This window comes from Bacillus pumilus, from assembly GCF_009937765.1.
Classification (GTDB): Bacteria; Bacillota; Bacilli; order Bacillales; family Bacillaceae; genus Bacillus; species Bacillus pumilus_O.
In genome coordinates this window covers 2,050,356-2,072,641 of the sequence record NZ_CP047089.1, presented here as the reverse complement: position 1 = coordinate 2,072,641, position 22,286 = coordinate 2,050,356, and the positions used below count along the sequence as shown (strand labels likewise).

General features: G+C 39.8%; 23 protein-coding genes. 12 read left to right on the top strand and 11 right to left on the bottom strand.

Annotation, left to right across the window (positions count from 1 at the left end):
* Positions 1–55: 55 nt before the first annotated feature.
* The 3 genes from GPS65_RS10150 to GPS65_RS10140 form a co-directional block, all read right to left on the bottom strand.
* On the bottom strand, positions 56–922 hold the full coding sequence (locus GPS65_RS10150) for a Cof-type HAD-IIB family hydrolase (RefSeq protein WP_012009441.1): 867 nt from the start codon (positions 920–922) through the stop codon (positions 56–58).
* A gap of 448 nt (positions 923–1,370) precedes the next feature.
* The gene (locus tag GPS65_RS10145; RefSeq protein WP_012009440.1) at positions 1,371–1,727 is read right to left on the bottom strand and encodes a YlbF/YmcA family competence regulator; all 357 of its coding nucleotides are present in this window, start codon (positions 1,725–1,727) and stop codon (positions 1,371–1,373) included.
* Between the two features lie 121 nt (positions 1,728–1,848).
* Positions 1,849–2,982 (bottom strand): DUF445 domain-containing protein, encoded by a 1,134-nt coding sequence (locus GPS65_RS10140; protein WP_012009439.1) that lies wholly within the window; start codon positions 2,980–2,982, stop codon positions 1,849–1,851.
* Positions 2,983–3,196: 214 nt separating this feature from the next.
* On the opposite strand from GPS65_RS10140, the gene GPS65_RS10135 reads away from it, so the two are divergent.
* From GPS65_RS10135 to GPS65_RS10105, 7 genes are all read left to right on the top strand, one after another.
* Positions 3,197–4,300, top strand: a complete 1,104-nt coding sequence (locus GPS65_RS10135) for a YheC/YheD family protein (protein ID WP_161985411.1) — start codon at positions 3,197–3,199, stop codon at positions 4,298–4,300.
* Positions 4,257–5,615 carry a YheC/YheD family endospore coat-associated protein gene (locus tag GPS65_RS10130; protein ID WP_119124637.1) on the top strand — a complete coding sequence of 453 codons (1,359 nt, stop codon included), beginning with the start codon at positions 4,257–4,259 and terminating at the stop codon, positions 5,613–5,615. Before GPS65_RS10135 ends, GPS65_RS10130 begins: the two co-directional genes overlap by 44 nt.
* A 153-nt stretch (positions 5,616–5,768) precedes the next feature.
* The gene (locus GPS65_RS10125; RefSeq protein WP_003211787.1) at positions 5,769–5,978 is read left to right on the top strand and encodes a YheE family protein; all 210 of its coding nucleotides are present in this window, start codon (positions 5,769–5,771) and stop codon (positions 5,976–5,978) included.
* Positions 5,979–5,998: 20 nt separating this feature from the next.
* Entirely contained in the window at positions 5,999–6,874 is an 876-nt protein-coding gene (locus tag GPS65_RS10120) for a helix-turn-helix domain-containing protein (protein WP_012009436.1), read from the top strand.
* A gap of 139 nt (positions 6,875–7,013) precedes the next feature.
* Positions 7,014–8,120, top strand: coding sequence for an ABC transporter ATP-binding protein (locus GPS65_RS10115; protein WP_012009435.1), 1,107 nt, complete (start codon positions 7,014–7,016; stop codon positions 8,118–8,120).
* A 232-nt stretch (positions 8,121–8,352) separates the two neighbouring features.
* A complete protein-coding gene (locus GPS65_RS10110; RefSeq protein ID WP_003210761.1) occupies positions 8,353–8,556 on the top strand; it encodes an alpha/beta-type small acid-soluble spore protein in 204 nt (67 codons plus the stop codon).
* A gap of 286 nt (positions 8,557–8,842) precedes the next feature.
* The gene (locus tag GPS65_RS10105; protein WP_012009434.1) at positions 8,843–9,460 is read left to right on the top strand and encodes an NAD(P)-dependent oxidoreductase; all 618 of its coding nucleotides are present in this window, start codon (positions 8,843–8,845) and stop codon (positions 9,458–9,460) included.
* A 105-nt stretch (positions 9,461–9,565) separates the two neighbouring features.
* Here GPS65_RS10105 and GPS65_RS10100 read toward each other — a convergent pair whose 3' ends face one another.
* Positions 9,566–11,578 (bottom strand): ABC transporter ATP-binding protein, encoded by a 2,013-nt coding sequence (locus GPS65_RS10100; RefSeq protein ID WP_119124636.1) that lies wholly within the window; start codon positions 11,576–11,578, stop codon positions 9,566–9,568.
* Positions 11,575–13,332, bottom strand: coding sequence for a multidrug ABC transporter ATP-binding protein BmrC (gene bmrC, locus GPS65_RS10095; RefSeq protein WP_144468251.1), 1,758 nt, complete (start codon positions 13,330–13,332; stop codon positions 11,575–11,577). The genes GPS65_RS10100 and bmrC overlap by 4 nt, the downstream gene beginning before the upstream one ends.
* Before the next feature lie 561 nt (positions 13,333–13,893).
* On the opposite strand from bmrC, the gene GPS65_RS10090 reads away from it, so the two are divergent.
* On the top strand, positions 13,894–14,400 hold the full coding sequence (locus GPS65_RS10090) for a universal stress protein (RefSeq protein WP_008348950.1): 507 nt from the start codon (positions 13,894–13,896) through the stop codon (positions 14,398–14,400).
* Between the two features lie 46 nt (positions 14,401–14,446).
* Here GPS65_RS10090 and dat read toward each other — a convergent pair whose 3' ends face one another.
* A complete protein-coding gene (gene dat, locus GPS65_RS10085) occupies positions 14,447–15,304 on the bottom strand; it encodes a D-amino-acid transaminase (protein WP_012009430.1) in 858 nt (285 codons plus the stop codon).
* 296 nt (positions 15,305–15,600) lie between these two features.
* On the opposite strand from dat, the gene GPS65_RS10080 reads away from it, so the two are divergent.
* Positions 15,601–16,455 (top strand): polysaccharide deacetylase family protein, encoded by an 855-nt coding sequence (locus GPS65_RS10080; protein WP_119124635.1) that lies wholly within the window; start codon positions 15,601–15,603, stop codon positions 16,453–16,455.
* A 40-nt stretch (positions 16,456–16,495) separates the two neighbouring features.
* On the opposite strand, the gene GPS65_RS10075 is transcribed toward GPS65_RS10080, so the two are convergent.
* The 3 genes from GPS65_RS10075 to GPS65_RS10065 all read right to left on the bottom strand — a co-directional run bounded on the left by GPS65_RS10075 (position 16,496) and on the right by GPS65_RS10065 (position 18,611).
* The gene (locus GPS65_RS10075) at positions 16,496–17,227 is read right to left on the bottom strand and encodes an NAD-dependent protein deacylase (RefSeq protein ID WP_391509244.1); all 732 of its coding nucleotides are present in this window, start codon (positions 17,225–17,227) and stop codon (positions 16,496–16,498) included.
* A 29-nt stretch (positions 17,228–17,256) separates the two neighbouring features.
* A complete protein-coding gene (locus GPS65_RS10070; RefSeq protein WP_012009427.1) occupies positions 17,257–18,345 on the bottom strand; it encodes a mechanosensitive ion channel family protein in 1,089 nt (362 codons plus the stop codon).
* Between the two features lie 164 nt (positions 18,346–18,509).
* Positions 18,510–18,611 (bottom strand): YhdX family protein, encoded by a 102-nt coding sequence (locus tag GPS65_RS10065; RefSeq protein ID WP_008359843.1) that lies wholly within the window; start codon positions 18,609–18,611, stop codon positions 18,510–18,512.
* A 281-nt stretch (positions 18,612–18,892) separates the two neighbouring features.
* Between GPS65_RS10065 and GPS65_RS10060 the strand changes: the two genes are divergently transcribed.
* From GPS65_RS10060 to crcB (GPS65_RS10050), 3 genes are read left to right on the top strand one after another with little or no spacing between them, the layout of a single operon-like run.
* Positions 18,893–19,609, top strand: coding sequence for a glycerophosphodiester phosphodiesterase (locus GPS65_RS10060; protein WP_012009425.1), 717 nt, complete (start codon positions 18,893–18,895; stop codon positions 19,607–19,609).
* 5 nt (positions 19,610–19,614) lie between these two features.
* Positions 19,615–19,992 carry a fluoride efflux transporter CrcB gene (gene crcB, locus GPS65_RS10055; RefSeq protein ID WP_012009424.1) on the top strand — a complete coding sequence of 126 codons (378 nt, stop codon included), beginning with the start codon at positions 19,615–19,617 and terminating at the stop codon, positions 19,990–19,992.
* A gap of 18 nt (positions 19,993–20,010) precedes the next feature.
* Complete coding sequence (gene crcB / locus GPS65_RS10050) at positions 20,011–20,376, top strand: fluoride efflux transporter CrcB (RefSeq protein ID WP_012009423.1); 366 nt, start codon at positions 20,011–20,013, stop codon at positions 20,374–20,376.
* Here crcB (GPS65_RS10050) and GPS65_RS10045 read toward each other — a convergent pair.
* Both GPS65_RS10045 and GPS65_RS10040 read right to left on the bottom strand, forming a co-directional pair.
* Positions 20,373–20,765 (bottom strand): hypothetical protein, encoded by a 393-nt coding sequence (locus GPS65_RS10045; protein WP_012009422.1) that lies wholly within the window; start codon positions 20,763–20,765, stop codon positions 20,373–20,375. The two genes, crcB (GPS65_RS10050) and GPS65_RS10045, sit on opposite strands and share 4 nt — an antisense overlap.
* 89 nt (positions 20,766–20,854) lie before the next feature.
* On the bottom strand, positions 20,855–22,237 hold the full coding sequence (locus tag GPS65_RS10040) for a hemolysin family protein (protein WP_144473819.1): 1,383 nt from the start codon (positions 22,235–22,237) through the stop codon (positions 20,855–20,857).
* Between the last annotated feature and the right edge of the window lie 49 nt (positions 22,238–22,286).

Genomic DNA, 22,286 nt, shown 5'->3' with positions numbered 1-22,286 from the left:
TGACTGGAACAGTTGAAGGCCCTGCCATTTCTTGATTGACAGAGCCTTCGTCTAATTATCGTTTAATATCGAATTGATGTAAAAATCCTTCTCTTTGCTGCATTCTAAAGTATTCTTTGATCATATAAGCGACTCCCTGTTCATCGTGCGAGCGTGTCACCCAATCGGCTTTACGCTTAACAGTATGAGTTGCATTTCCCATCGCAACGCCTAAGCCAGCCAATTCGAGCATTGGGATATCATCTGTTCCATGCCCAATGACCACCGTATCTTCTAAAGTTAAACCTAAAGCTGAGGTCAAAAGAGAAAGCCCTGCTTCTTTCGATACACCTTTGCATACAATATTCATTTTCTCATCACTGATCTGAATAAGATCGACAGATGGAAAAGCTTGTTGAATGGTTTGGTGAATTTCAGGCTGAAGCTCACTGGTTGAATATACTTCAATCACTGGTGTACTAACCGGTTCATCCATCAGCATATCACTTAACGATTCAACAAATTGCACGGGATAGAAAATCGGATCAGACGGATGAATCAACGTCTTTCCCATCAGCTGTGACTGCGTTTTTTTCCGGTTGCCAATTGAGAATTTCTCATGTAGCAAGCGAACATTACAATCAAAGCTTTCAAGAATTTGTACAAGATTAAATGTTTTTTCTTCCGTTAGTTTCTTCACATGAAGTGGCTCATCGAGTTTATTCGCTATAAATGCACCACTATGCGTCACAAGGGTTGACGTTGGAATCTTCAACGCCTTGGCAATTTTTTGTGCGGAACGAAAATGCCGGTTGGTGACAAGCGTCACGTAAACTCCTTTTTTCTTCACGTATTCCACAGCTTCTTTTGTAGCGGAATGGATTTTTCCATTGGAACGAAGTAACGTTCCATCTATATTGAGTGCAAGTAGTTTTTTTGACACTGAGGCATCCCCCTTCTTGATGACTGTACTTACGATGAGGATATGCCCTAGCTTGGTGCTTTAGAACATGCAGTTGAAAGAGCTCTGTCTGTTATGAATCTTTTGCAAATAAAAAAAGCCTACCCCTAGGCTTTTTTTTATGTATGGTTTGGATGCGTCACAATGAGGTGATGAAGCTCCCCATGATCCCCTTATCTTTCACACACCAAAGCATTGCTTATATCAGATCCCCTTATGCTTTGCGTTTCTCCCAGAAGCGCTTCTCTCGTTTGGCTAATCGCCTTAAATCCCAAGTGAAACGCACCCAATTGCCCCATGAGAGCGCTTGTTGAAAGCACTTTCAATATAAGTATTATCGCAGAATTTATGAGCTTCGACAACCTTTTTTTGAAAAGTTAGACAGGGAACTTGTTAAATAAAAAAAGGGCGAATATCATCGCCCTTTTCATTAATTTTCTTCTGGATTCCCATAAAGCTCTTCAAGAGGCTTCATGATCACTTTATTTAATTCTCCGATGAGAACACTCACACGTTGTTCTGCTTCCATCAACTGAGAGATTTTATCGTGCTGTTGAACAAGTGCCACTGTTTTTTGTGCTTGCTCCACTTCTTCTTGTGTGATCTCTTGACCAGTCATTTGCTTTTGTTGAAGGTTTACTTGAATGTCACGGAAGTTCTCGAACATTCTTTTAGAGGACTCATCCGCGTTAACCTCATCATAAAGATTTTTTAGAGTTGAGTATTCTTCGCTATGACGCAGTGCTTTTTCAAGGTCATATGCAACATCATAAACATTTACAGACATGTTATGTCTCCTTTCTATCCGTTATCACCGATATGATCGGCGGACACCACTCCACTATAACAAACTATGGCTTTCGTTTCACATATATACAACGAATTCATGAAATTTTCTCTAGTCTGTTTTAAAAGAGCGTGACAAAGATTGCTTGGATTGCGCCGATTAATCCTCCTAAAAAACCGCCTAAAAACGTGATCATCTTAAGTTCATTGTTGGAAATGCTAATGACAAGCTCCTCCATTTTTTTAAGCGGAAAAAGTTCAATCTGCTCACGAATGATATCTTCAAACTTGAGCTTTGCGAGCAGTCCCTCTAATGCATTTGATGCTGCTTTAATTCCCTTATCGACAAGCACTGGTGCCAAGTATATTTTGAGATCAACAGCTACTTCACTGACATAAGATCCAACTGGCTTGTCCAATATCACCTTTGTAGAGAAGTGTGAAAGCAATTGCTTTTTCACACTATAAGCAAGCTCCTTTACATTCCATTTATCATCCAGTTCCTGAAGTGAAAATTGTTTCACCTTTTCCCATTCCTGAACTAGTAAATCTGTTAAGAACTTCTTTGTTTCTGCATTTCTTAAAAACTTAATGATTTCAGGATGTACTCGGTCAATTAAGCTTGAATTTCCTAAAAACATTTGAACCATACCGCCAAGCATGCCTCGTTCCTTTAAGAAATCATCAATCATATTGCCAAGCCTCGCTTTACCTTCTTCACTTTCAAAGTAATGAATGCCTCTCTTTAAAATATAATCTGCTGCATCTGGAATTTTTGACGAAATTTTGTTTTCCACTTCTAATGGGAGTAACTCAGATAACGTTTGCTCGTTATATTTTTTTAGCAGTGAAGCGAGCTTCCGATCAGACCAATGATGAAGCCATTCATCTGCTTTGACGTCAGCATGTGATACACCGAATCTTTCTAACAAAGAGAGCACTGTAATCTCCATGTCAGCGCCTTTGTCAATCAATCGATGGACTGTATGCAAGATCTCCTGCTTTGCCTCAGATGATTCAAATCTCTTTTGAATACCTTCTGGTGTGAGCAAATGCTCCATAACCAAGACTCCAACTTGCTTCGCTACTTCATCTCTTCTTTTAGGAATGAGCCCCGGTGTAAAAGGAAGCTGTTTCCCGAATAAGTAATACGGCTTATAAGGGCGAAAAAGCATTTTAATCGCAAGATGGTTTGTCGCTGCTCCTATAACGGCTCCTATAACAATCATAAAGAGAAACGTTGTGAATATATTCAAAGTCGTCATCTACCTTTCAAACAACACCCGATGTTTATTGGTTTAATCTATTCGTATTATAGTTCTTGTCATGTCCTCAAGCAAATGAAGCATGCTGCTAGACATATGATCAATTGATCTATCGTAATGATAAAGGAACGCAATCTTTATGTAAAATCGTGAAAAAGTGTTTTTCTGCTGTTAAAAAAAGAAGTTGAAAAGAAGGTGTTTTTTAATGACATCAACATTAGGTATTGTGACTCTTTCTCCGAAGTATGAAGAGGCATTCACTCGTGGGCTAGCCAAAGCTGCCCCTGCTTATGGTTTAAAGGTTGTTCGTTTTACACCATTTGATTTAAAGCCAGCTTCAAATATGATACAAGGTCAAACTTTTACGGATGGTCAAGGATTCGCAGCAGCAGAATTTGAGATTCCTGACTTGATTTACGATCGATGCCTTTACAAGCATGACGCACAATCTAAAAAAGCAAAACCAATCATGGAATGGCTGAAAAAGTATCCGAAAACAGATTTTCTAAATACAGGTATTTCAAATAAAATGATGCTATTCGAGCAGCTCCGCCTTCTCCCATCTTTGCAGCCATATTTACCTGTCTGCTCATTATTAAAAGACCCATCAGACCTTCTTAGCATGTTAAGGAAAGACGGTTATTGTAAAATGCAGCCGCTCTCTCAACACCATGCAACATCTACTTACTTCATATTCTTAAAAGACAACACTTTCACTGTTCAGCAAAATCCTGGGCAAGTCATCACATTTTCGCGTCCATCAGATATAGAGCGCTGGTGCGAAAAGTATGTAGGCCGATATTTCCTTCAATTTTTCCAGACGAGTGATCAAAAAGACTTTTTATTCAATGAAATAAGGATTTTCCTGATGAAAGATTCACAAAATCAATGGAATCGCATAGGGATTCACACAAAATTACCTGCAGAAAATAGTCATTTAAGCATTACACAAAAAACAGCCTCCATGATAGGCTTTGATCACTATATCAATACCTTGCAACCGCACATCAGAGAGCTTCTTTTAGATGATATAGCATCTATTCAAGCATTTCTGCCAGCATATATAGATAAAACCTTTTCTCCTTGCTTTGAATTCGCTGTAGACTTACTCCATACAAGGGAAGGCAGGCTTTTTATATCAAATATAAGATCAAAGCCAGGTCGATCCGCTTTTTTAAAAGCTTATCCTGACAAGGAAAATGAATTGATTCGTACCATTCTTGCACATGCTCAATCGATGAAGTCACAACCGAAGGAGATTTCTCGTGAACAAAAATCGTTGCATCATCGCCACTCATCCCGCAAGTGAAAAAACAATTCATCTTCCCGTCCATTTTAAACAGCAGGAGGTGATCTATTCTCTTGCTTTAGGTTCTCGTCTAGTAGATGACTTCACCGTTTCCTATCATCAACATCCAAATAAAATTTTATTATCAGAAGATCTATATAAAGATTTACTCATTCCTTATCAATCAAGAGCTGATGTGATCGCCATCGATCATACCTTGTTTATAGGGCCGCTGCTTGGTATTTTCACCGCAGGTTTTGAGAAAAGCACGCAGCCACTAGGAACGAGATCAGATTTTTTTATTAACCTGCTGCACTCTTTCAAACAGCATGTCGGTTTTGCCTATCTTTTTGGTACTCATTCGATTGACTGGGATAAAGGAATAGTTGAAGGATTGTTGTATCAACAGAAAACATGGATTAAAAAAAAGATGCCCTTGCCCTCAGTCATTTACGATCGTCTTCCAAATAGAAAGGCAGCTCAGTCAGCATTCGTTCAAGAAACAAAACGCAAACTCACGCAAGACTATGACATTCCTTGGTTCAACCCTTCTTTTTTTAATAAATGGGATATTCATGAACAATTGTTAACAGATGAAAAAACATGTCCTTTTCTTCCCCATTCCATACAATTGGATCCGGTAGACGCTCTTAATAAAATAGAAACACTCCTCCATCTACATGAGGTCATTTACTTAAAACCGTCAAATGGAAGTCATGGCGACGGTATTTATCAATTAAACAAAACGACTTATGGAATCACTGTAAGCTCAAATCAAGGAAGGGCTGTTCCATTTGACTCAGTAGAGCACTTCGTGACCAATCTTCGGAAGGACCATGCAATTCAAGACTTTATGGCTCAACAAGGCATAGCACTACTACAAATAGACAATCAACCAATGGATTTCAGAGTTCATACCAATAAAAATAAGTACGGTCATTGGACAGTCACGGCAGCAGTAGCAAAAATATCTGGCCATCACACCGTCACGACTCATCATTCATATGGCGGTACGGTGAAAACTCTATATGATGTTTTTCCAGAAAAGAAGACGCGTTTAAAAATGTTAGAGCAGCTTTCTTATACTGCCATTACACTTAGCCAAGTCATTGATGAAAAAGTGTCCGGTCATATTGGTGAAATCGGTTTTGATTTAGGCATTGACCAGACAGGAGCTATCTGGATGTTTGAAGCCAATTCTCGACCTGGCCGCGATGTTTTCCAGCATGTCTCATTGCGAAACTCAGAAAGACTGATCGGAAAAAATTTGATGGATTACGCAGCTTACCTTTCACAAACAGACTTAACAACTTCAGATTACACTAACGTCTACTGACTGTTTTTGTTTTAAATGATGATGTTATGAAATCTATGCTTTTCCTATGCTCTTTTCATCAGATGAGATACAATAAAATCAAGTTCAAGGTTGTTTCCGTATTGTCGTGTTTATTTATTGGTTCATCAATAAAAGCAAGGAGGCAATAATGATATGATTTCTCATTTTCAATGGAAACCTCTCTTTAAAAAAGCACAATTGCCAGGGTGGAAAATATCCTTTTTTCACAATGGTGCACACTACGAAGGTATCTACCACAAAACAGGTGATATTGAATGGGGCTCTCAGCTTCCGCCCCATGAAGTCGAACCAACCTTAAAAGAAGAAATCCACGAATTAATGCTGTTCCATGTCTATGATTAAACTGTTTAAGGAGCTTCGCCATGTTAGAAAAATTAAAGCATGTTTACGGAGAGCATATCATCAGCTCCCCTACAAATGATCATCAAATTCTTTGGTATCAAACAGACGAAGGCGAATTATTTGGAGTAGACAAATCAAAGCTTACAGCAAGAGAAATAATTCTTCTCAATACTTTCCTTACACCAATTGATCTATCTCATACAAAGCAAACTGAGGATGAACAAAAATGGTACAGCTATCTATTCGATAACACATCACTAACTGTACAGCACCCCGTCCGTGTGTATTATTTTAAAATGTCCCATCAAGCTGAACAAAGGCAGCAAATAAAAGAGGCTGTGGTCCACAGCCTCGAACATACTCATTTCATTTGGACAGGCGCTGATACAGCGATGCTGATTCAAACAAACGCTACATCAGAAAACAGTCAGTTAGAACTGCTATATGATTTGTCTCTAGCCATTACAAGTGACTTTTTAACAGACTCAGTCTTTTTACAAGGACAGCTCCATTTGCCAAATGAACATTTACAGAAGAAATTGTTAAATGAACAGCAGCTTGTGTTGGACCATATGCAGCGAGGCAAGGTTAGGTCAGGGATTAGCACATTTTATCAATGTCTGCCCTCACTGTTGCGTTACGATGAACCCATCCTCTCTCATGCCATTTCAGATGCTTTTAAAGAGGCGATTCTTGATCGGGATGTTTACCGTACCCTCATGACTTATATGCAATGTAACTTAAATGCATCTAAGGCAGCAAAAGCTTTATATGTTCACAGAAACAGCCTTCAATATCGAATCGATAAATTTATTGAGCGCACAGCAATTGATATACGACATTTTCCAGAAGCATCTGCTGTTTATTTTATGATGAATCTTCTCGACGTTTCATAACAATCAGTGACATGAGCACCCTGCCCAAAAATGAAAATGAGATGTTGTGCACGTTGTCCATTTACAGACACTTCCCCATTTTATACACTTTATATACAAGTGAAGCGCTTTCAATAAATGAATGGGGAGGTTATCATCTATGGCTGAAATGATGCTTAATCAAATTTATAAAGTGTACGATAACAAGGTAACAGCAGTAGACAACTTTAATCTACATATAGAAGATAAAGAATTTATTGTGTTTGTTGGTCCATCTGGTTGCGGAAAATCAACAACCCTTCGCATGATTGCAGGGCTTGAAGAGATTTCACAAGGGGATTTTCTTTTAGATGGAAAACGGATGAATGATGTAGCACCAAAAGACCGGGATATCGCAATGGTTTTCCAAAATTACGCATTATATCCTCACATGAATGTATACGATAATATGGCTTTTGGATTAAAGTTGCGAAAATTCCCGAAATCAGAAATTGATGAGCGGGTTCGAAATGCCGCTAAAATATTAGGGCTTGAGCAATATTTAGACAGGAAACCAAAAGCGCTGTCCGGCGGTCAAAGACAACGTGTTGCACTCGGTAGAGCAATTGTGCGTGATGCAAAGGTCTTTCTTTTGGATGAGCCGCTTTCTAATTTAGATGCAAAACTTCGCGTTCAAATGCGTGCTGAAATATCTAAGCTTCATCAACGTCTGCAAACGACATTTATCTATGTCACACATGATCAGACTGAAGCAATGACAATGGCTACTCGTCTTGTCGTAATGAAAGATGGCTTTATTCAGCAGGTTGGAGCGCCGAAGGATGTATATGAAAATCCAGAGAATGTATTTGTAGGTGGATTCATTGGCTCTCCTGCGATGAATTTTTTCACAGGAAAGCTCTCTGACGGTGCCATTGCAGTTGGAAAAACGCATATACGTGTACCAGAAGGAAAGATGAAGGTATTACGCAGCCAAGGTTATATCGGAAAAGAGATCATCCTTGGAATCAGACCAGAAGATTTTCATGATGAACCCGTGTTTATAGAAGCATCTGAGGGCACAAAGATCAATGCGAGCGTAGAAGTTGCTGAATTAATGGGAGCAGAAACGATGCTTTACTCTTCTCTCGATGGTCAATCTTTTATTGCACGTGTTGATTCTCGTACCGATGTTCAGGCTGGACAATCTATACCTCTTGCCATCGATATGAACAAAGCCCACTTCTTTGACTCGGATACGGAGCTCCGCATTCGTTCCGCTGAATAAAGAAATATATGCAGTGCCATCACTCATGATTGAGTGATGGTTTTTTTGCATGTTGAACAACATTTACCATGTCCTTTTCTCGTATGTTTTTTATGAAAATCACCATAATACTTAGTACAAAGAAGTTACTGCATTGGGTTTCGCCAAGTGGCAAATGACTTGATCATTTCGCTGGTGCGACTCCAGCAAACCCAACCATAAAAAAATCATATACAAAAAGGAGATTCACATCATGGCTAATTCTAATAGTTCAAATCAATTACTAGTTCCTGGAGCAGAGCAAGCAATCGATCAAATGAAATACGAAATCGCTTCTGAATTTGGCGTTAACCTTGGAGCAGAAACTACAGCTCGCGCTAACGGTTCAGTTGGTGGAGAAATCACAAAACGTCTTGTGTCTTACGCTCAACAACACATGGGTGGAACAAAAGCTTAATTTCATATTTGGATCATAGAAGGCACCTCTTAAGGTGTCTTCTTTTTTTGTTATTATCCCTCACCAACCTCCTTTCCATCTCATATCATGTAGTAGAAAGGAGCGGATCTTCATGGACATTATTTCCGGTATGAACTTTGAACTTCTACAATTCGTAGGTATCTCTCTATTATGTGAATATGCTCATAGCATTCGGTCCTTTCACCTTTATAAAAAAAGCATCACATAAAAGTTGTACCATTTTCGGTTCTTTTCACTTATAGTATGTAGTGGAGGGATCGAACAGATGAAAATAGCTCTTTTCGGTGCTCATGGACGTGTAGGACAAGCATTTCTTCGTTTCATTCAAGTAGATGATCGTTACATAGTTCGTTCATTGATTCGGACAAACCGAGAAGAAATGCTTGCGGGTATGTTTCAAGTCACCGGCAATTCAAGAAATCGAGATGATGTGCTTGAGACAATCAAAGGAGCAGATATTGTTGTGAGCTGTCTATCGACAGATGGTGATGATACATTATCTGTTTCAATGGAGCATATCGTACAAGCCATGAAGCAATCAAATACATCACGAATTATTACAATAGGTACGGCAGGCATTTTAAAAGCAAGGCAGCAGCCGGAGCTTTACCGTTTTGAAACAAATGAATCAAAGCGGACCACTTCCCGAGCAGCTAAGGAGCATGCCAAAGCGTTTGAACTCCTTCAATCGACTGATTTAGATTGGACCATTATTTGTCCAACCTATTTACCAGATGGAGAAGTGACACGGTCATATCGCTATGAGAAAGATTTTCTCCCTATAGATGGAAAGAAAATTTCAGTTGAAGACACCGCACACTTTTTATATCAGCAGTTAAATTCGAAGGAATTTGTACATCAACGCGTCGGTATTGCCTACTAATGATTCATAACGAGTAAAGACCGAGGTCAAAAACGAATCCTCGCCTTTTTTATGCAAATCAAAAGAGCCTCATTCAATGTGAGGCTCTTTTTTGTGATTCATCATCTAGTTTGCCACAGCACCTTTTTGCAGTTCGTACATTTGCGCATATAGCCCTTCTTGCTGCATGAGTTGATCATGACTACCCCGCTCGACAATTTCACCTTTTTCTAAAACCAAAATCATATCGGCTTTCTTAATGGTAGATAATCGGTGAGCAATGACAAACGTTGTTCGTCCTTCTTTGACGACATCAAGCGCTCGCTGAATGATCGCTTCTGTTTCTGTATCAATGTTTGCAGTGGCTTCATCTAAAATTAAGATCGCTGGATCGTACGCTAGTGCACGAGCAAATGAAATTAACTGACGTTCCCCTGAGGAAAGAGTGCTTCCCTTTTCAACGACCGGTTCATCAAATCCTTCTGGTAGGTGCTTCAATAACTCTACTGCGCCTACTTGTTTTAATGATGATTCAATCGTTTCTCGTTTAATGTCTTCATTTCCTAAGCTAACATTGGATGCAATCGTTCCAGAAAATAAATACGGGTCTTGAAGTACGATGCCCATTTGTTTCCGCAAGGTTTGCCGGGACTGGCGATAAATGCTTTCCCCATCAATGAGAATGTCTCCTTGCTGAATGTCATAAAAACGAAGCAGCAAGTTCATGATCGAGCTTTTCCCAGATCCAGTATGCCCCACAAGTGCAACTGTCTGGCCTTTTTTGGCCTCGAATGTAATGGTCTTTAATACATTCTTCCCTTCATTATAAGCAAAGGTGACATCTTGGAACTGAACGTGTCCTTCCATTTCCTTATGGACAGGTTCTTCCACTGTTGTTCCTGGTTCATCCAATAATCTGAAAACCCTTTCTGATGAAACCCGTGCTAATTCTAATCTCGAGAATTGGTTCACAATGCCTGTAATCGGCTGAAATAATCGATTTAAATAATCGACAAACGCATAAAGCACACCAATCGACACTATCCCCGTAGCACTTAAAGACGCACCGCCAAAATACCAAATAAGTGCCACGTAGGCTAAATTTCGAAGCAGGTTAACCAAGTTATGTGATAGAAGTGAATTTAAATGAAGCATCTTTCGCTGATATCGAAAGTGATTGTTGTTCAGCTCATCGAATTCCTCTTTTGTCACTTTTTCATGACGAAACGCTTGAATAATGGTCATTCCTTGAATGGCTTCATTTAGCTTGGCATTGATATCACTAATGATTGAACGAATGCGGTGGTTGTAAACCGATGCAAACTTTCTGTAGGTCATTGACCATAGGAAAATAATCGGTACCGCCACCAAACAAATAAGTGCCAGCTTCACATTTAATAAAAACATGGCAATATAAATCCCAATCATGTAAATCGCACTCGTCACAAAATTGGCGAGAACTGTCACATATAAATCACGAATGGTTTCAGTGTCATTGGTAATCCTAGCTACGACCTTTCCAGCCGGTAAATTATCAAAATACCGAATAGGTAGTGTTTGAATATGCTCAAATACATCAACCCTCATTTTTTGAATAATTCGGTTGGCTATTCGCTGTAGCAAGTAATGCTGCGCATATTGAAAGAAAATCGCAATAACGAGAAGCCCTAGATAAAATAGAACAAGCTGCACCAAACCACTAATTTCAGGCTCATAAAAAGAGAAAATTTCCTCTTTTGATAAACGCTGTACTTGATAGGTCTCGCGCTCTTTTCCATTTTCAATGGTAAGCTGATCCCCCGATATCTTTCGGTTTCCATCAAATCGAATCGGCTCATTCACAAAATAGTAACCAAATCCGACCTGCACCACATTGATTTGTTTTCCGGATTCCATATCACTGTCTAATCGATCGGTTCGTATATAGTTATTTCCCTGGTAATAAACGGTTTTGTCTGTTTTTTCATTGACCTCGACATATGGCTTTTCTACACCTAAAATATGATCATCAATCATTTTCTTCCCAATAAATGGTCCTGTCAGTTCAGCACCTACTGCAATGATGAGAAAGATCAAGGCAACAGACAATACTTTCTTATAAAGGAGTGCGTAGGTAAGGAGTCTTCTTCCTGTTGTCATGCCTCATCCCCTCCTTCCAGCTGGTTTGTCAGCTGCTGACGCAGAAATTGTTCTTTATACCATCCATCTTGCTGAATGAGCTCTTTGTGAGTTCCCTTTTGGACGATGCGTCCTTCTTCCATAACAAGTATGAGATCCGCATGCTCAACAGCTGATAGACGATGAGTCGTAATAAACGTCGTTTTTCCATGACGATTTTGTCTTAGATTTTCTAAAATAGCGGTTTCTGTTTTTGCATCTACCGCAGAAAGGGAATCATCCAGTATTAAAATGTCGGGATCTATTAATAAAGCGCGCGCAATGGAAATTCGCTGCTTTTGTCCACCTGATAGCGCCACACCTTTTTCTCCGACCATCGTTTCGAGTCCCTCTGGCAAAAGGCGTAAATCTTTTTCAAAATAAGCATCTTTGATCGCTTGTGCTAATTCATTTTGTTTTGCGTCTCGATGACCGAAACGCATATTTTCTTCTACACTTTTAGAAAAAAGAATATGATCCTGCGGTACGTATCCGATCCATTGAAATAGCTGATCCAATTCGATCTCTTGGATTGGGACTCCTGATAGCAGGATTTGACCATCACCTGTTGGATACTGGCGCAGAAGCTGTTTTACAATAGTTGTTTTTCCGCTTCCTGTTTTGCCTGTAATTCCGATTGTCTGTCCCTTTCGAACGGTAAAGGACACATCAATTAAGTTATTTTTAGGGGAAGTTGGATACCTAAATGTCACATGGTCAAACTGAATATCCCCAGGCTCTTGTAACGTTTTTGGCTGAGAAGCGTCTGTAACATCCGGCTTGTAGCTGAGTGTATGATTCAACCGGTCTAACGACGCATTTCCTCTTTGCATAATATTAATCAACTCGCCGATCGCAAACATTGGCCAGATCATCATCCCAAGATACACGTTAAAAGCGACAAGCTCACCAATGGTTAAATCGCTTTGGAATACAAGGTAGGCTCCGTATCCAATTCCTATTAAGTAGCTGACACCGACAAGTAATTTCACTGTCGGCTCAAATAATGAATCAATGACCGCCACTCTCATATTTTTTTGAAATACATCATCTGTCATTTCACGAAAGCGTTCGACATCTTGTTTCTCCTGTACAAAAGACCGGATGACCCGGACGCCTGCGACCGATTCAAGCACGCGATCGTTCATATCACCAAATGCATCTTGAGCAACTGTAAAGCGATCATGAATCTTACTGCCATAATACGCAATCAAAAGCGCCATCAGCGGCATAGGGATGATCGCCATTAATGTTAATTTCCAGCTGATCGTCAGTCCCATCGTAAAAAAGATCATTAGCATATAAGCAGTGGAATCCACCAATGTCAGAACGCCAAAACCTGTCGTTAAAGCTACAGCATTCAAATCGTTTGTACCTAATGCCATTAAGTTACCGGTTTTTTTCTTTTCATAAAAGGTGGGTGTCATCTTAAGTAAGTGGCGCATGAGCTTCCCGCGCATCACACGCTCCATGACATTTGCGCCGCCAAATAACTGATACATCCAAAAGTAGGTCAGCGTATAGACGACAACACCTAGCAAGCAAAAAATGGCTACATAAAACATCATACTCGAAGTTGTAAATTGACCAGAACGAATGTCATCAACTGCCTGCCCAAGATATCTTGGGGGTAGCATTTCAAGCACATTCACTATGAGCAGGAGCGTAATGGCGATCGTATAACGTCTCCACTCTTGTTTGAAGAACCAGCCTAATTTTGTAAATACCGAAAACATATTTGTCTCTCCTTTTAAAGCTAGCCGCTTTCTAAATTTTCTTGGCTGTCACCTTGAATTGTTTTTTTGGTTTTTGTCATTTGTCTTGTTTTTGGCATGTTCACATGCTTTCACTCCTCTTCATTTACTTGTTGATCTCCATCCCTTTATTTCGAAATACGAAATGAATACAACAAAAAAAGAGGCAACCAGCTATCTGGTACGCCTCTTTTCTTCATGTAAAAAGGCGCATGTTGACAAATACGCAACATACGCCTTGATTCATCCGATCAATTGGAACATACGAGTCCCTTTTCAATGACCAATGAAGGTGTAATTGTCACGTGAATCAACCCATTCATGCAGTTTGATTTCATTCTTCCAATGATGTTGCACATGACATTTCCTCCTTTTGGCTCTTGAATCTTTTTTTATCTTATAGTGGCTGTCACCATTTTGTCAATAAATATTTTTCAATAAATGAAATTTTCTAACAAAAAGATACACATCCTTGATGTGTATCTTTTTCAGATAACGGGTATACCATGAGTGTAAAGACTCCTTTTGAAAGGAATGAGGACATTGTTTCAAGCTGATCGGATGGTCGTTGCGTTTGATGGACATGAAGACAGTAAGAAAGCATTAAAAAAGGCAATCGCTTTAGCCAAAACCCTGCATGCCAAACTGACCATTGCCTATGCACATGATGGCAAATCAAGCAGACAGGTGTTTGATGCACCTCGCCCAATGACTGGCGGAGCTTATATCGGTGGCGGTATGGCAGACCTTCAAACACCCCCTGTGTATGTACCTCATGATGAACAGCAAAGTCCCTTGATTTTTGAAGATCATACAGAAGAGGTCGTTGCAGAAGCAAGAATGCTTTTAAATGAGGAGCAGTTTGAAGCTGCCATTGAAATTGTTGAGGGAGAACCAGCAGAAGCGATTATCGAATATGCTGAAGAGATTTCAGCAGACCTCATCGTCATGGGAGCCCGTGACCAAAGCAGATTGAAAAAAATGCTCTTTGGTAGTGTAAGTGAAAAATTATCATCAAAATCAGATATACCTGTGCTCATTGTAAAATAAAAGAATCACAAAAGGCTGTAAACATTCGTTTACAGCCTCTTTTTATTTACGAAGAAATTGATGCTTCACTTTCCTGTTTAATTTTTTGCTGAAAGCCTTCTTGTATACGTTTTGTTAACTCTCCTGGAACGCCTTCACCTACTGGCTGACCATCAATTTCAACAATCGGAATGACTTCAGCAGTCGTCGAGCTGATGAAGATTTCCTGCGCTCCCAGCAGCTCTTCTTTACTGATACGCGTTTCTTTAACACTGCTTCCCTCTTCTTCACATACTTCAAGAAGCTTTCTACGGGTAATACCATTTAGAATTAAATTGTTTGCGGGATGTGTGCGAATCACGCCATCAATGACGGCATATACATTCGAGGAGGTACCCTCTGTCACAAAACCATCCCTAATGAGAATGGCTTCAAATGCACCAGCTTCAGATGCTTTCTGTTTTTCCATGACGTTATATAAGAGATTTAAGCTTTTAATATCACATCTTAACCAGCGAAGGTCCTCAGATATGATGGCCTTTACACCAGCTGTCTGCTCATGAACAGGCTTTTTCACTTGAAACGTATATGCTGTGATTTGAGGAGTGAGAGAATTTCCATATTGATGTTTACGAGGTGCGACGCCACGAGTCACTTGAATATACACTCCACCATCTGTTAATTGGTTATGGGCGACGAGCTGTTTTAATTTTTCTTCCATATCTGATACTGCACCTTGAAGATGAATGCCGATTTCTTTTGCACTCTTGAACAGACGCTCTGTATGCTCTTTTAATGTAAACAAAGTCCCATTGTATACACGGATGACCTCATAGACACCATCACCAAATTGATAGCCTCTGTCTTCAATATCAACACGAGCATCCTCTTTTTCAATGAAATCGTCATTATACAATACTTTCATACGGAATCTCCCCTTCGCTTCGCAATAATGGTTGAATCTGATGCTATCTTAGCGGATAAATGGGTATGTTTCAATGATTATTCAGAATTATTTCACATCATGATAAATGGTCAACTTTCTATTGTAACAAACATAGACTCATAACCAAAAAGATTCCAATTTTTTAGCATCTTCTATATTCATAGGCTCTTTTTTCCTGTATACTTACTCCATATGGACACGACAAAAAACATCGAAAAAAGACAGAATCTACTACATGATTCGACACAAATTTTTGATTTATTGGAGCGATTGTAATGCAACGGGTTACGAAAAAACAGACACCTTCAAACACGATGCTGCTCTCAAAGGCGATTGGTTTAGTGATTCTGTCACTGATCCTCTTTTTTATTTGGGATATATCTAAAACCAATATGCAGGCAGCAGATCAGCCAGCTCAAATGTCTGCGAGCAGTGAATTTCGAGACACAAGCACAAGTCTGAAAGCAAAAGATGATTCTACAAAAACATTAGATGTACATTTTAAGATCAACCCAAACAAACATGTAACAGATCAAACGATCTTTTTAACCTTTGATGATGGTCCGTCAGCCACATCAAACCAGCTTTTGGATGTGCTCAAAGCGCATCAAGTAAAGGCCACATTCTTCATGCTCGGGCCGCAGATTAAGGAACATCCGGCAGCTGTGAAAAGACTTCATCAAGAAGGTCATCAGTTAGGGCTTCATGGGATCACACATGATGTGAAACGTTTTTATCAAAAAAGTGATTCTCCGGTCAATGAGATGAAAGAAGATCAGCGCATTTTGGCTTCTGTCACAGGAGAGTATACGCACCTTGTGAGGACACCTTATGGCAGCGCCCCCAATTTAACCGATCAGCAAAAAGCACGTTTAAAACAAAAAGGCTTTATCTACTGGGATTGGACAATTGACAGTCTTGACTGGAAATATAAAAGCTCAAAATATGTACCAGAAGTTTTGAATCAGCTGCAAGTGCTAGAGACAAAACATCCAAAAGAACCAAAAATCATCTTAATGCACGATCAGCCAGCGACAGCAAAATACTTAAACAGTTTGCTCACACAGCTAAAAGCCAAGGGCTATACATTTGAAGTTCTTGATGAAACAATGAAGCCGCTGCAGCAATAAAGAAACACCCGCACCTATCGGATGCGGGTGTTTTAATGTTTTATAAATCTTTCACGAGATCGCCAATTCGTTCATGAAAGACAAGATCAAACAATGGATCGTATTCTGTTTCACTCAAATTCATCATCACCTTGAAGATGGAAGGATTTTGACCTGCATCTTCTGGAATATATCTTGCTGGCGCTACTTCTAGGGAGGTTCCCATGACGAGCAGAAGGTCCGCTTGCTGAAGTGATTTCTCTACTTGATCAAAATGTTTGACCCTGTCTCCAAAAAGGACAACATCTGTTTTCAGCACTTGCCCACATGTCCGTCCGTCTGCGGAAACCTTGAGACATACAGGCACTTCTTCTTGTAATAAATAAGGCAGATCATATGTTGCATGGCACGATGGGCAAGTAGCGGTTTGAATGGAACCGTGGAGTTCATATACATGCTGGCTTCCTGCTTTTTTATGTAATCCGTCAATATTTTGGGTGAAAATATCCACATGCTTTCCTTGTTTCTCAAGGTTGGCTAAAAAGGTATGCCCGCTATTCGGCTCGTACGCCCCGCTCATTTTCATCTGAAACAATTCCTTGAATTTCGGCCAGAATTGATGAGGATTTGATAAAAAGTAGGACCTGCTCATCGCCTCCATGCGACTGGTGTCTTCAGTCCATAAACCGCCCGTTGACCTAAAATCAGGAATACCTGATTCCGTGCTCATACCCGCACCTGAAAGTACCATAATATGTGAAGACTGCGTTAATTTTTCTTTTAGCACTGCCACCTTTGTTTGATCCACTCATCCATCCTCCTTTATTCACTCAGCTGTTTTTCACCTTTTTGTTTCATGTAAATGGTCTGTCCAGGGAAGGCAAATTCTACACCTTCTTCATGGAAGATATCCATGATACGGTAGTTAATGTCCTGTTTAATATTCAGGTTTTCAGCCCAGACCGTCGTGTTTGTGTAAAAGTTGAAAAATAAATTCAAATAACTGTCTGCCAGTACATCGAGATTCACCATGATTGTCTCCTTGTGTACCCCATCATGCTCATCAAGCATTTGTTTAAGTCGCTTGATACAATGGTCCAAATTTTCCTTTGGTGTATTGTAGGATACACGTACGGAAAACGTTATTTGGCGTTTATTCATTCTCGTCCAGTTCGTGATTGGTTCCTTTGAAAGCGTAGAATTCGGAACTGTCACGACAGCTTCAGCAGGTGTTCTAAACTTTGTACTTCGAAATGTAATGTCCTCGACAGTCCCAAGAACACTTGGTGTCTCCACAAAGTCGCCCATCGTAAAAGGCTTCTCTGTAATAATGACGATCCCTCCAAAAAAGTTCGCCACCGTATCCTGTGCAGCAAGTGCAAAAGCTAGACCACCCAGACCGAGACCTGCCACAAGTCCATTTACATCATAATTAAATTCCTGTGCAATGACACTAATACTGAGTGCAATGATAATGAAGCGAAACACCTTCGATAAAAACGGCGCTAAAATATCATCCATTTCTAATTCAAATTTCGAATTTACTTTTTGAAATAAGAAAGAAGAAGCTGCAGTTAAATTACAAAGCCCCCACGTCAGCATCAATATAATGGAGGATCTATATAATTTGATGATGACATCCATATGATGCTCAAAGTATGGTGCCTGTCTTAACGCAAAATATAACCCAAGTGCGACAAAAAACAGTCTGGCTGGCTTTTCGAATGCCACAACAATTTGATTAATGACCTCCGTTTTAGACCGATTGGTCAGCCTAAAGAGAAGATGAAATAAGTACTTCGTAAATACTTTCCGAAGCAATAAAAAAAGCAATAAAATACAAAGACTAATACCGATTTGGATCGCAACATCTACTGTAAAATATGTATCCATCCATTTTTGTGTAAACATGTTTGTCTCTCTCCTTTAAAACAATCCTCTCTAGTTTATAATATAACCTTCGTTTATGTCCTCTCATAAATGTCTGACCTCTAAATAAAAAGCCTCGGGACGAGTCCCGAGGCATGATGTTCAATTATGAAATTTTGGCTAGAGACATATCGACGGGCAGCAAACTACTTTTTCTTCTGAGCCTGATCAAGGAGAGTCGCTTTAAACATTTCAGCATCCGTTTCGACCTTAATACGTTCTTCCACTCTAATTCTCCCTTTACCCAATCATCTCGCCTCCTTTTCATCATTATAAAACATCAGAATTTTCAGTCAACATGACGAAAGCACTAATATTTTGGCGAACGCTGACGATTTGGACAAAATTGATCGAAGAAAAAATTGATGTACTTCAGATTTACTCAATCATGGCTTGGGATATTCCTGCAACTTTTCACATTGTGATTCACCATTACATACAGCTCTTCTTTCGGCCATATAGTAAACAAGGAAAAATGGTAAAGCATTTGATATGATAAAACCAGAACTTAAGTCAGGAGCTGGAGCATGTGTATATTATTGCGCATAGAGGATCATCAAGCACTGCCCCAGAAAATACAATTGCCGCATTTGATTTAGCTGTTCAGCAAGGTGCAGATTATATTGAATTAGATGTACAGCTCACATTGGACCAGCATGTCGTCGTGATCCATGACGATACTGTAGACCGAACGACGAACGGGAACGGCTTAGTCAAAAGCTATACACTTGATCAGCTAAAAAAACTGGACGCAGGAAGCTGGTTTGACCAACAGTACACGAATGAACGAATTCCAACATTACAAGAAATTCTTGAAAGATACAGCCAGAGGATCGGGATATTGATTGAGATCAAACACCCAAAACGGCAGATAGGAATTGAAAAGGCAGTTGCCCGCATCATCAACCGGTTTGCCTATTCTCGCCATATGATGATTCAATCTTTTGATGATCATGCACTTCAAAGAATCAAAGCTTTCGCCCCTTCTCTTCGAACAGCTTTGATTATAAAGCCTAATGCATTTAAACTGACGAAAAGAAAGTTAATGGCATACAGCTCGTTTGCCAATTGCCTTAATATGAAGAAGACAATGATCAACAGATGGTGGATAGACCGCATCCACTCATTCGGGATGGATGTGTTTATATGGACTGTGAAAGATCAAAAAACAGCTGATCGGATCAAAAAATATTCCGTTGATGGTGTCGTGACGGATCACCCGCCATTTTTTCTAAAGGAGAAATGATGTAAATGAAAGCTTATCTTGCCGTATTTATTGGCGGACTGATTGGGACACTTTGCAGATATGAACTTAGCCAATCTGTTGTCAGCCAAACATTTCCTTATGCAACACTAATCGAAAATGTGGCAGGCAGTCTGCTTCTTGGTTTTTCAACAGGATATTTTATGTTCCAAAAGAGAAAAAAATATCTTGCCGCTTTGATCGGAACAGGATTTTGCGGAGGCTTTACGACAATGTCCACTTTTTCTAAAGAAACAATTCTTTTATTACAGACTGGGCAATTCACTTTAAGTGTGACCTACATCCTGCTCTCAGTCATTGCCGGATTAGCGGCTGCCTTATGTGGACTAATGCTAGCTCAGCGGCTCTTTCAACGAAATAAGTAGGAGAGAGGAGGCAGATAAATGATCGTTTTATATACAGCTATTGCCGGCGGGATTGGCAGCGCCCTTCGTTTTTTCATTAGCCAATTGATGCAGAAAACTAAGTCTCATGCTCGTTTCCCGTACAGTATTATTCTCATTAATTTATTAGGTGCTGCCGGTTTAGGTTTACTAACAGGTGCCGTGACTGCCAATCACCCGCTACTAATGATCATTGGAACAGGTTTTTTCGGAGGCTTTACAACATTCTCTACGTTTAGTGTAGAGTCTGCGACCATGCTACAGCAGCGGCAAATTGGAAAACTAGCTGTCTACTTATTGATCACAATCATCGGGTCTTTCTGTCTCTTTGCCACGTTCTATCAAATAGGACAACACCTTGTTTAAACATTGGTTATCGCAGCTAAGCTAATGAGCAGTTGATCCATAAGCTGGCGTTTCATTAAAAAAAGAGTTTTTTCACTATAGCCGATTTCCATCGCACACTTGGCCATCCGCCAATCTCGAAAGTATTTGTAATCGATGAGCTGCTTCTCTATCTCATCCAACTCTTTTAGTGCTGTTTCAATACAAGCAACGATGAGTTCATACTGATTTTTTTGCTCTTCTAACTTCTTCCGTGTCATGTGTTCCAAATGATGCGAACTTCTTTTTTCAAGCTGTCTTTCGATATTTAAAATCGCCGCCTGGTAATTTTTGAAATTCTTCAAATGAAACTCAATTCGTTTCATTGAGGTTTTTTTCTCCGTGATACTCGCTGTTTCATACCAAAGCATGTCCATCCCCCTCTATCGAACGTTTGTTCCTATTATAACCCGAACAAACATTCGTAAAAAGAGACTAAATACCTAAAAAAACCTTGAGCTTATTTTTCGCTCAAGGTCATTTCATTTACTAACAGCGGCTCTTTTATATCAAGCCCTGTGCGTGTATTTCCTTTATCTGTTGACGTGACGCCTTTCTTCAAATCGATCTTTTTCACATAGCGTCCATCCATCTCCAAGACCTTCATCCGAATATCGTCAAGATAAATGGATTGTCCTTCTCGGATATCAATGTTCTCATTTAAGATGAGCCCGCCTATTGTATCAATTTCTTCATCATGATATGACATTTCGATCAAATCTTGTACTTCCTCTAATCTGACTTTGCCATCTAAAACATAATGATGATCGGCTCTTTTTTGAATAACCGGCTGCTCATCTTCATCGAATTCATCTCGAATATCTCCAACAATCTCTTCTAAAATATCTTCTGTTGTGACAAGTCCAGACGTTCCGCCATATTCGTCGGTTAAAATCGCCATGTGCATTCGATCGCGTTGCATCTTGACGAGAAGCTCCTGAATAGGAATCGTATCAATGACTTCAATCACTGGATATATATAATCTTGGATCTTCAATTGATCCTTTTCTCCTTGATACACAAGATCTGCAAAGAGCTGCTTTTTGTTCAGCATGCCGATGACATGATCTTTATCGCCTGAAAACACGGGAAAGCGTGTATACTTCTCCTGCGTCATGATGGAGAGGATTTCATCTAGCGGCATATCTTCTGGAATGGCACAAATTTCTCTCCGCGGGACCATGATCTCTCTGGCAATTCGATTATCAAAGTCGAAAATTTTATTCATATAATTATATTCTGACGGGTTGATTTCCCCATTTTTTAAGCTCTCAGATAGTAAAATCTTTAATTCTTCTTCAGAATGGGAATGTTCTTTTTCAGACCCCATATCGATGCCCATCATTTTGGTTAAAACACGGGCTGACCCGTTTAACACATAAATGAAAGGGAACATTAGGATATAAAATGCATGTAGCGGACCTGACAACCAAAGCGTCATTTTTTCCGCCTTTTGAATCGCTAGTGTTTTTGGTGTAAGCTCACCGACGACTACATGCAAAAAGGTAATAATAGAGAACGCAAGTGTTGCTGAGATCAGGCTGATTGCTGAATCAGGAATGTTTGTCAAACCAAAACCTCGAACCAAAAGTTCTTTTACAGCTGGCTTACCAATCCACCCTAAACCAAGTGATGTCACAGTAATACCAAGCTGACAGGCTGACAAATATTCATCCAGCCTTGATGTCACCTTTTTCGCCACCATCGCCTTTTTGGACCCTTCGGCAACAAGCTGATCAATTCTTGAGCTTCTCACCTTTACGATGGCAAATTCAGATGCAACAAAGAAAGCTGTTAAAGCAATCAAAACACCGACTATACTCAGATTAACAATATCGTCCATTTAACCTTGCTCTTTCTTAGAAGAACAAGGAGTCACCTCCTGATTGATG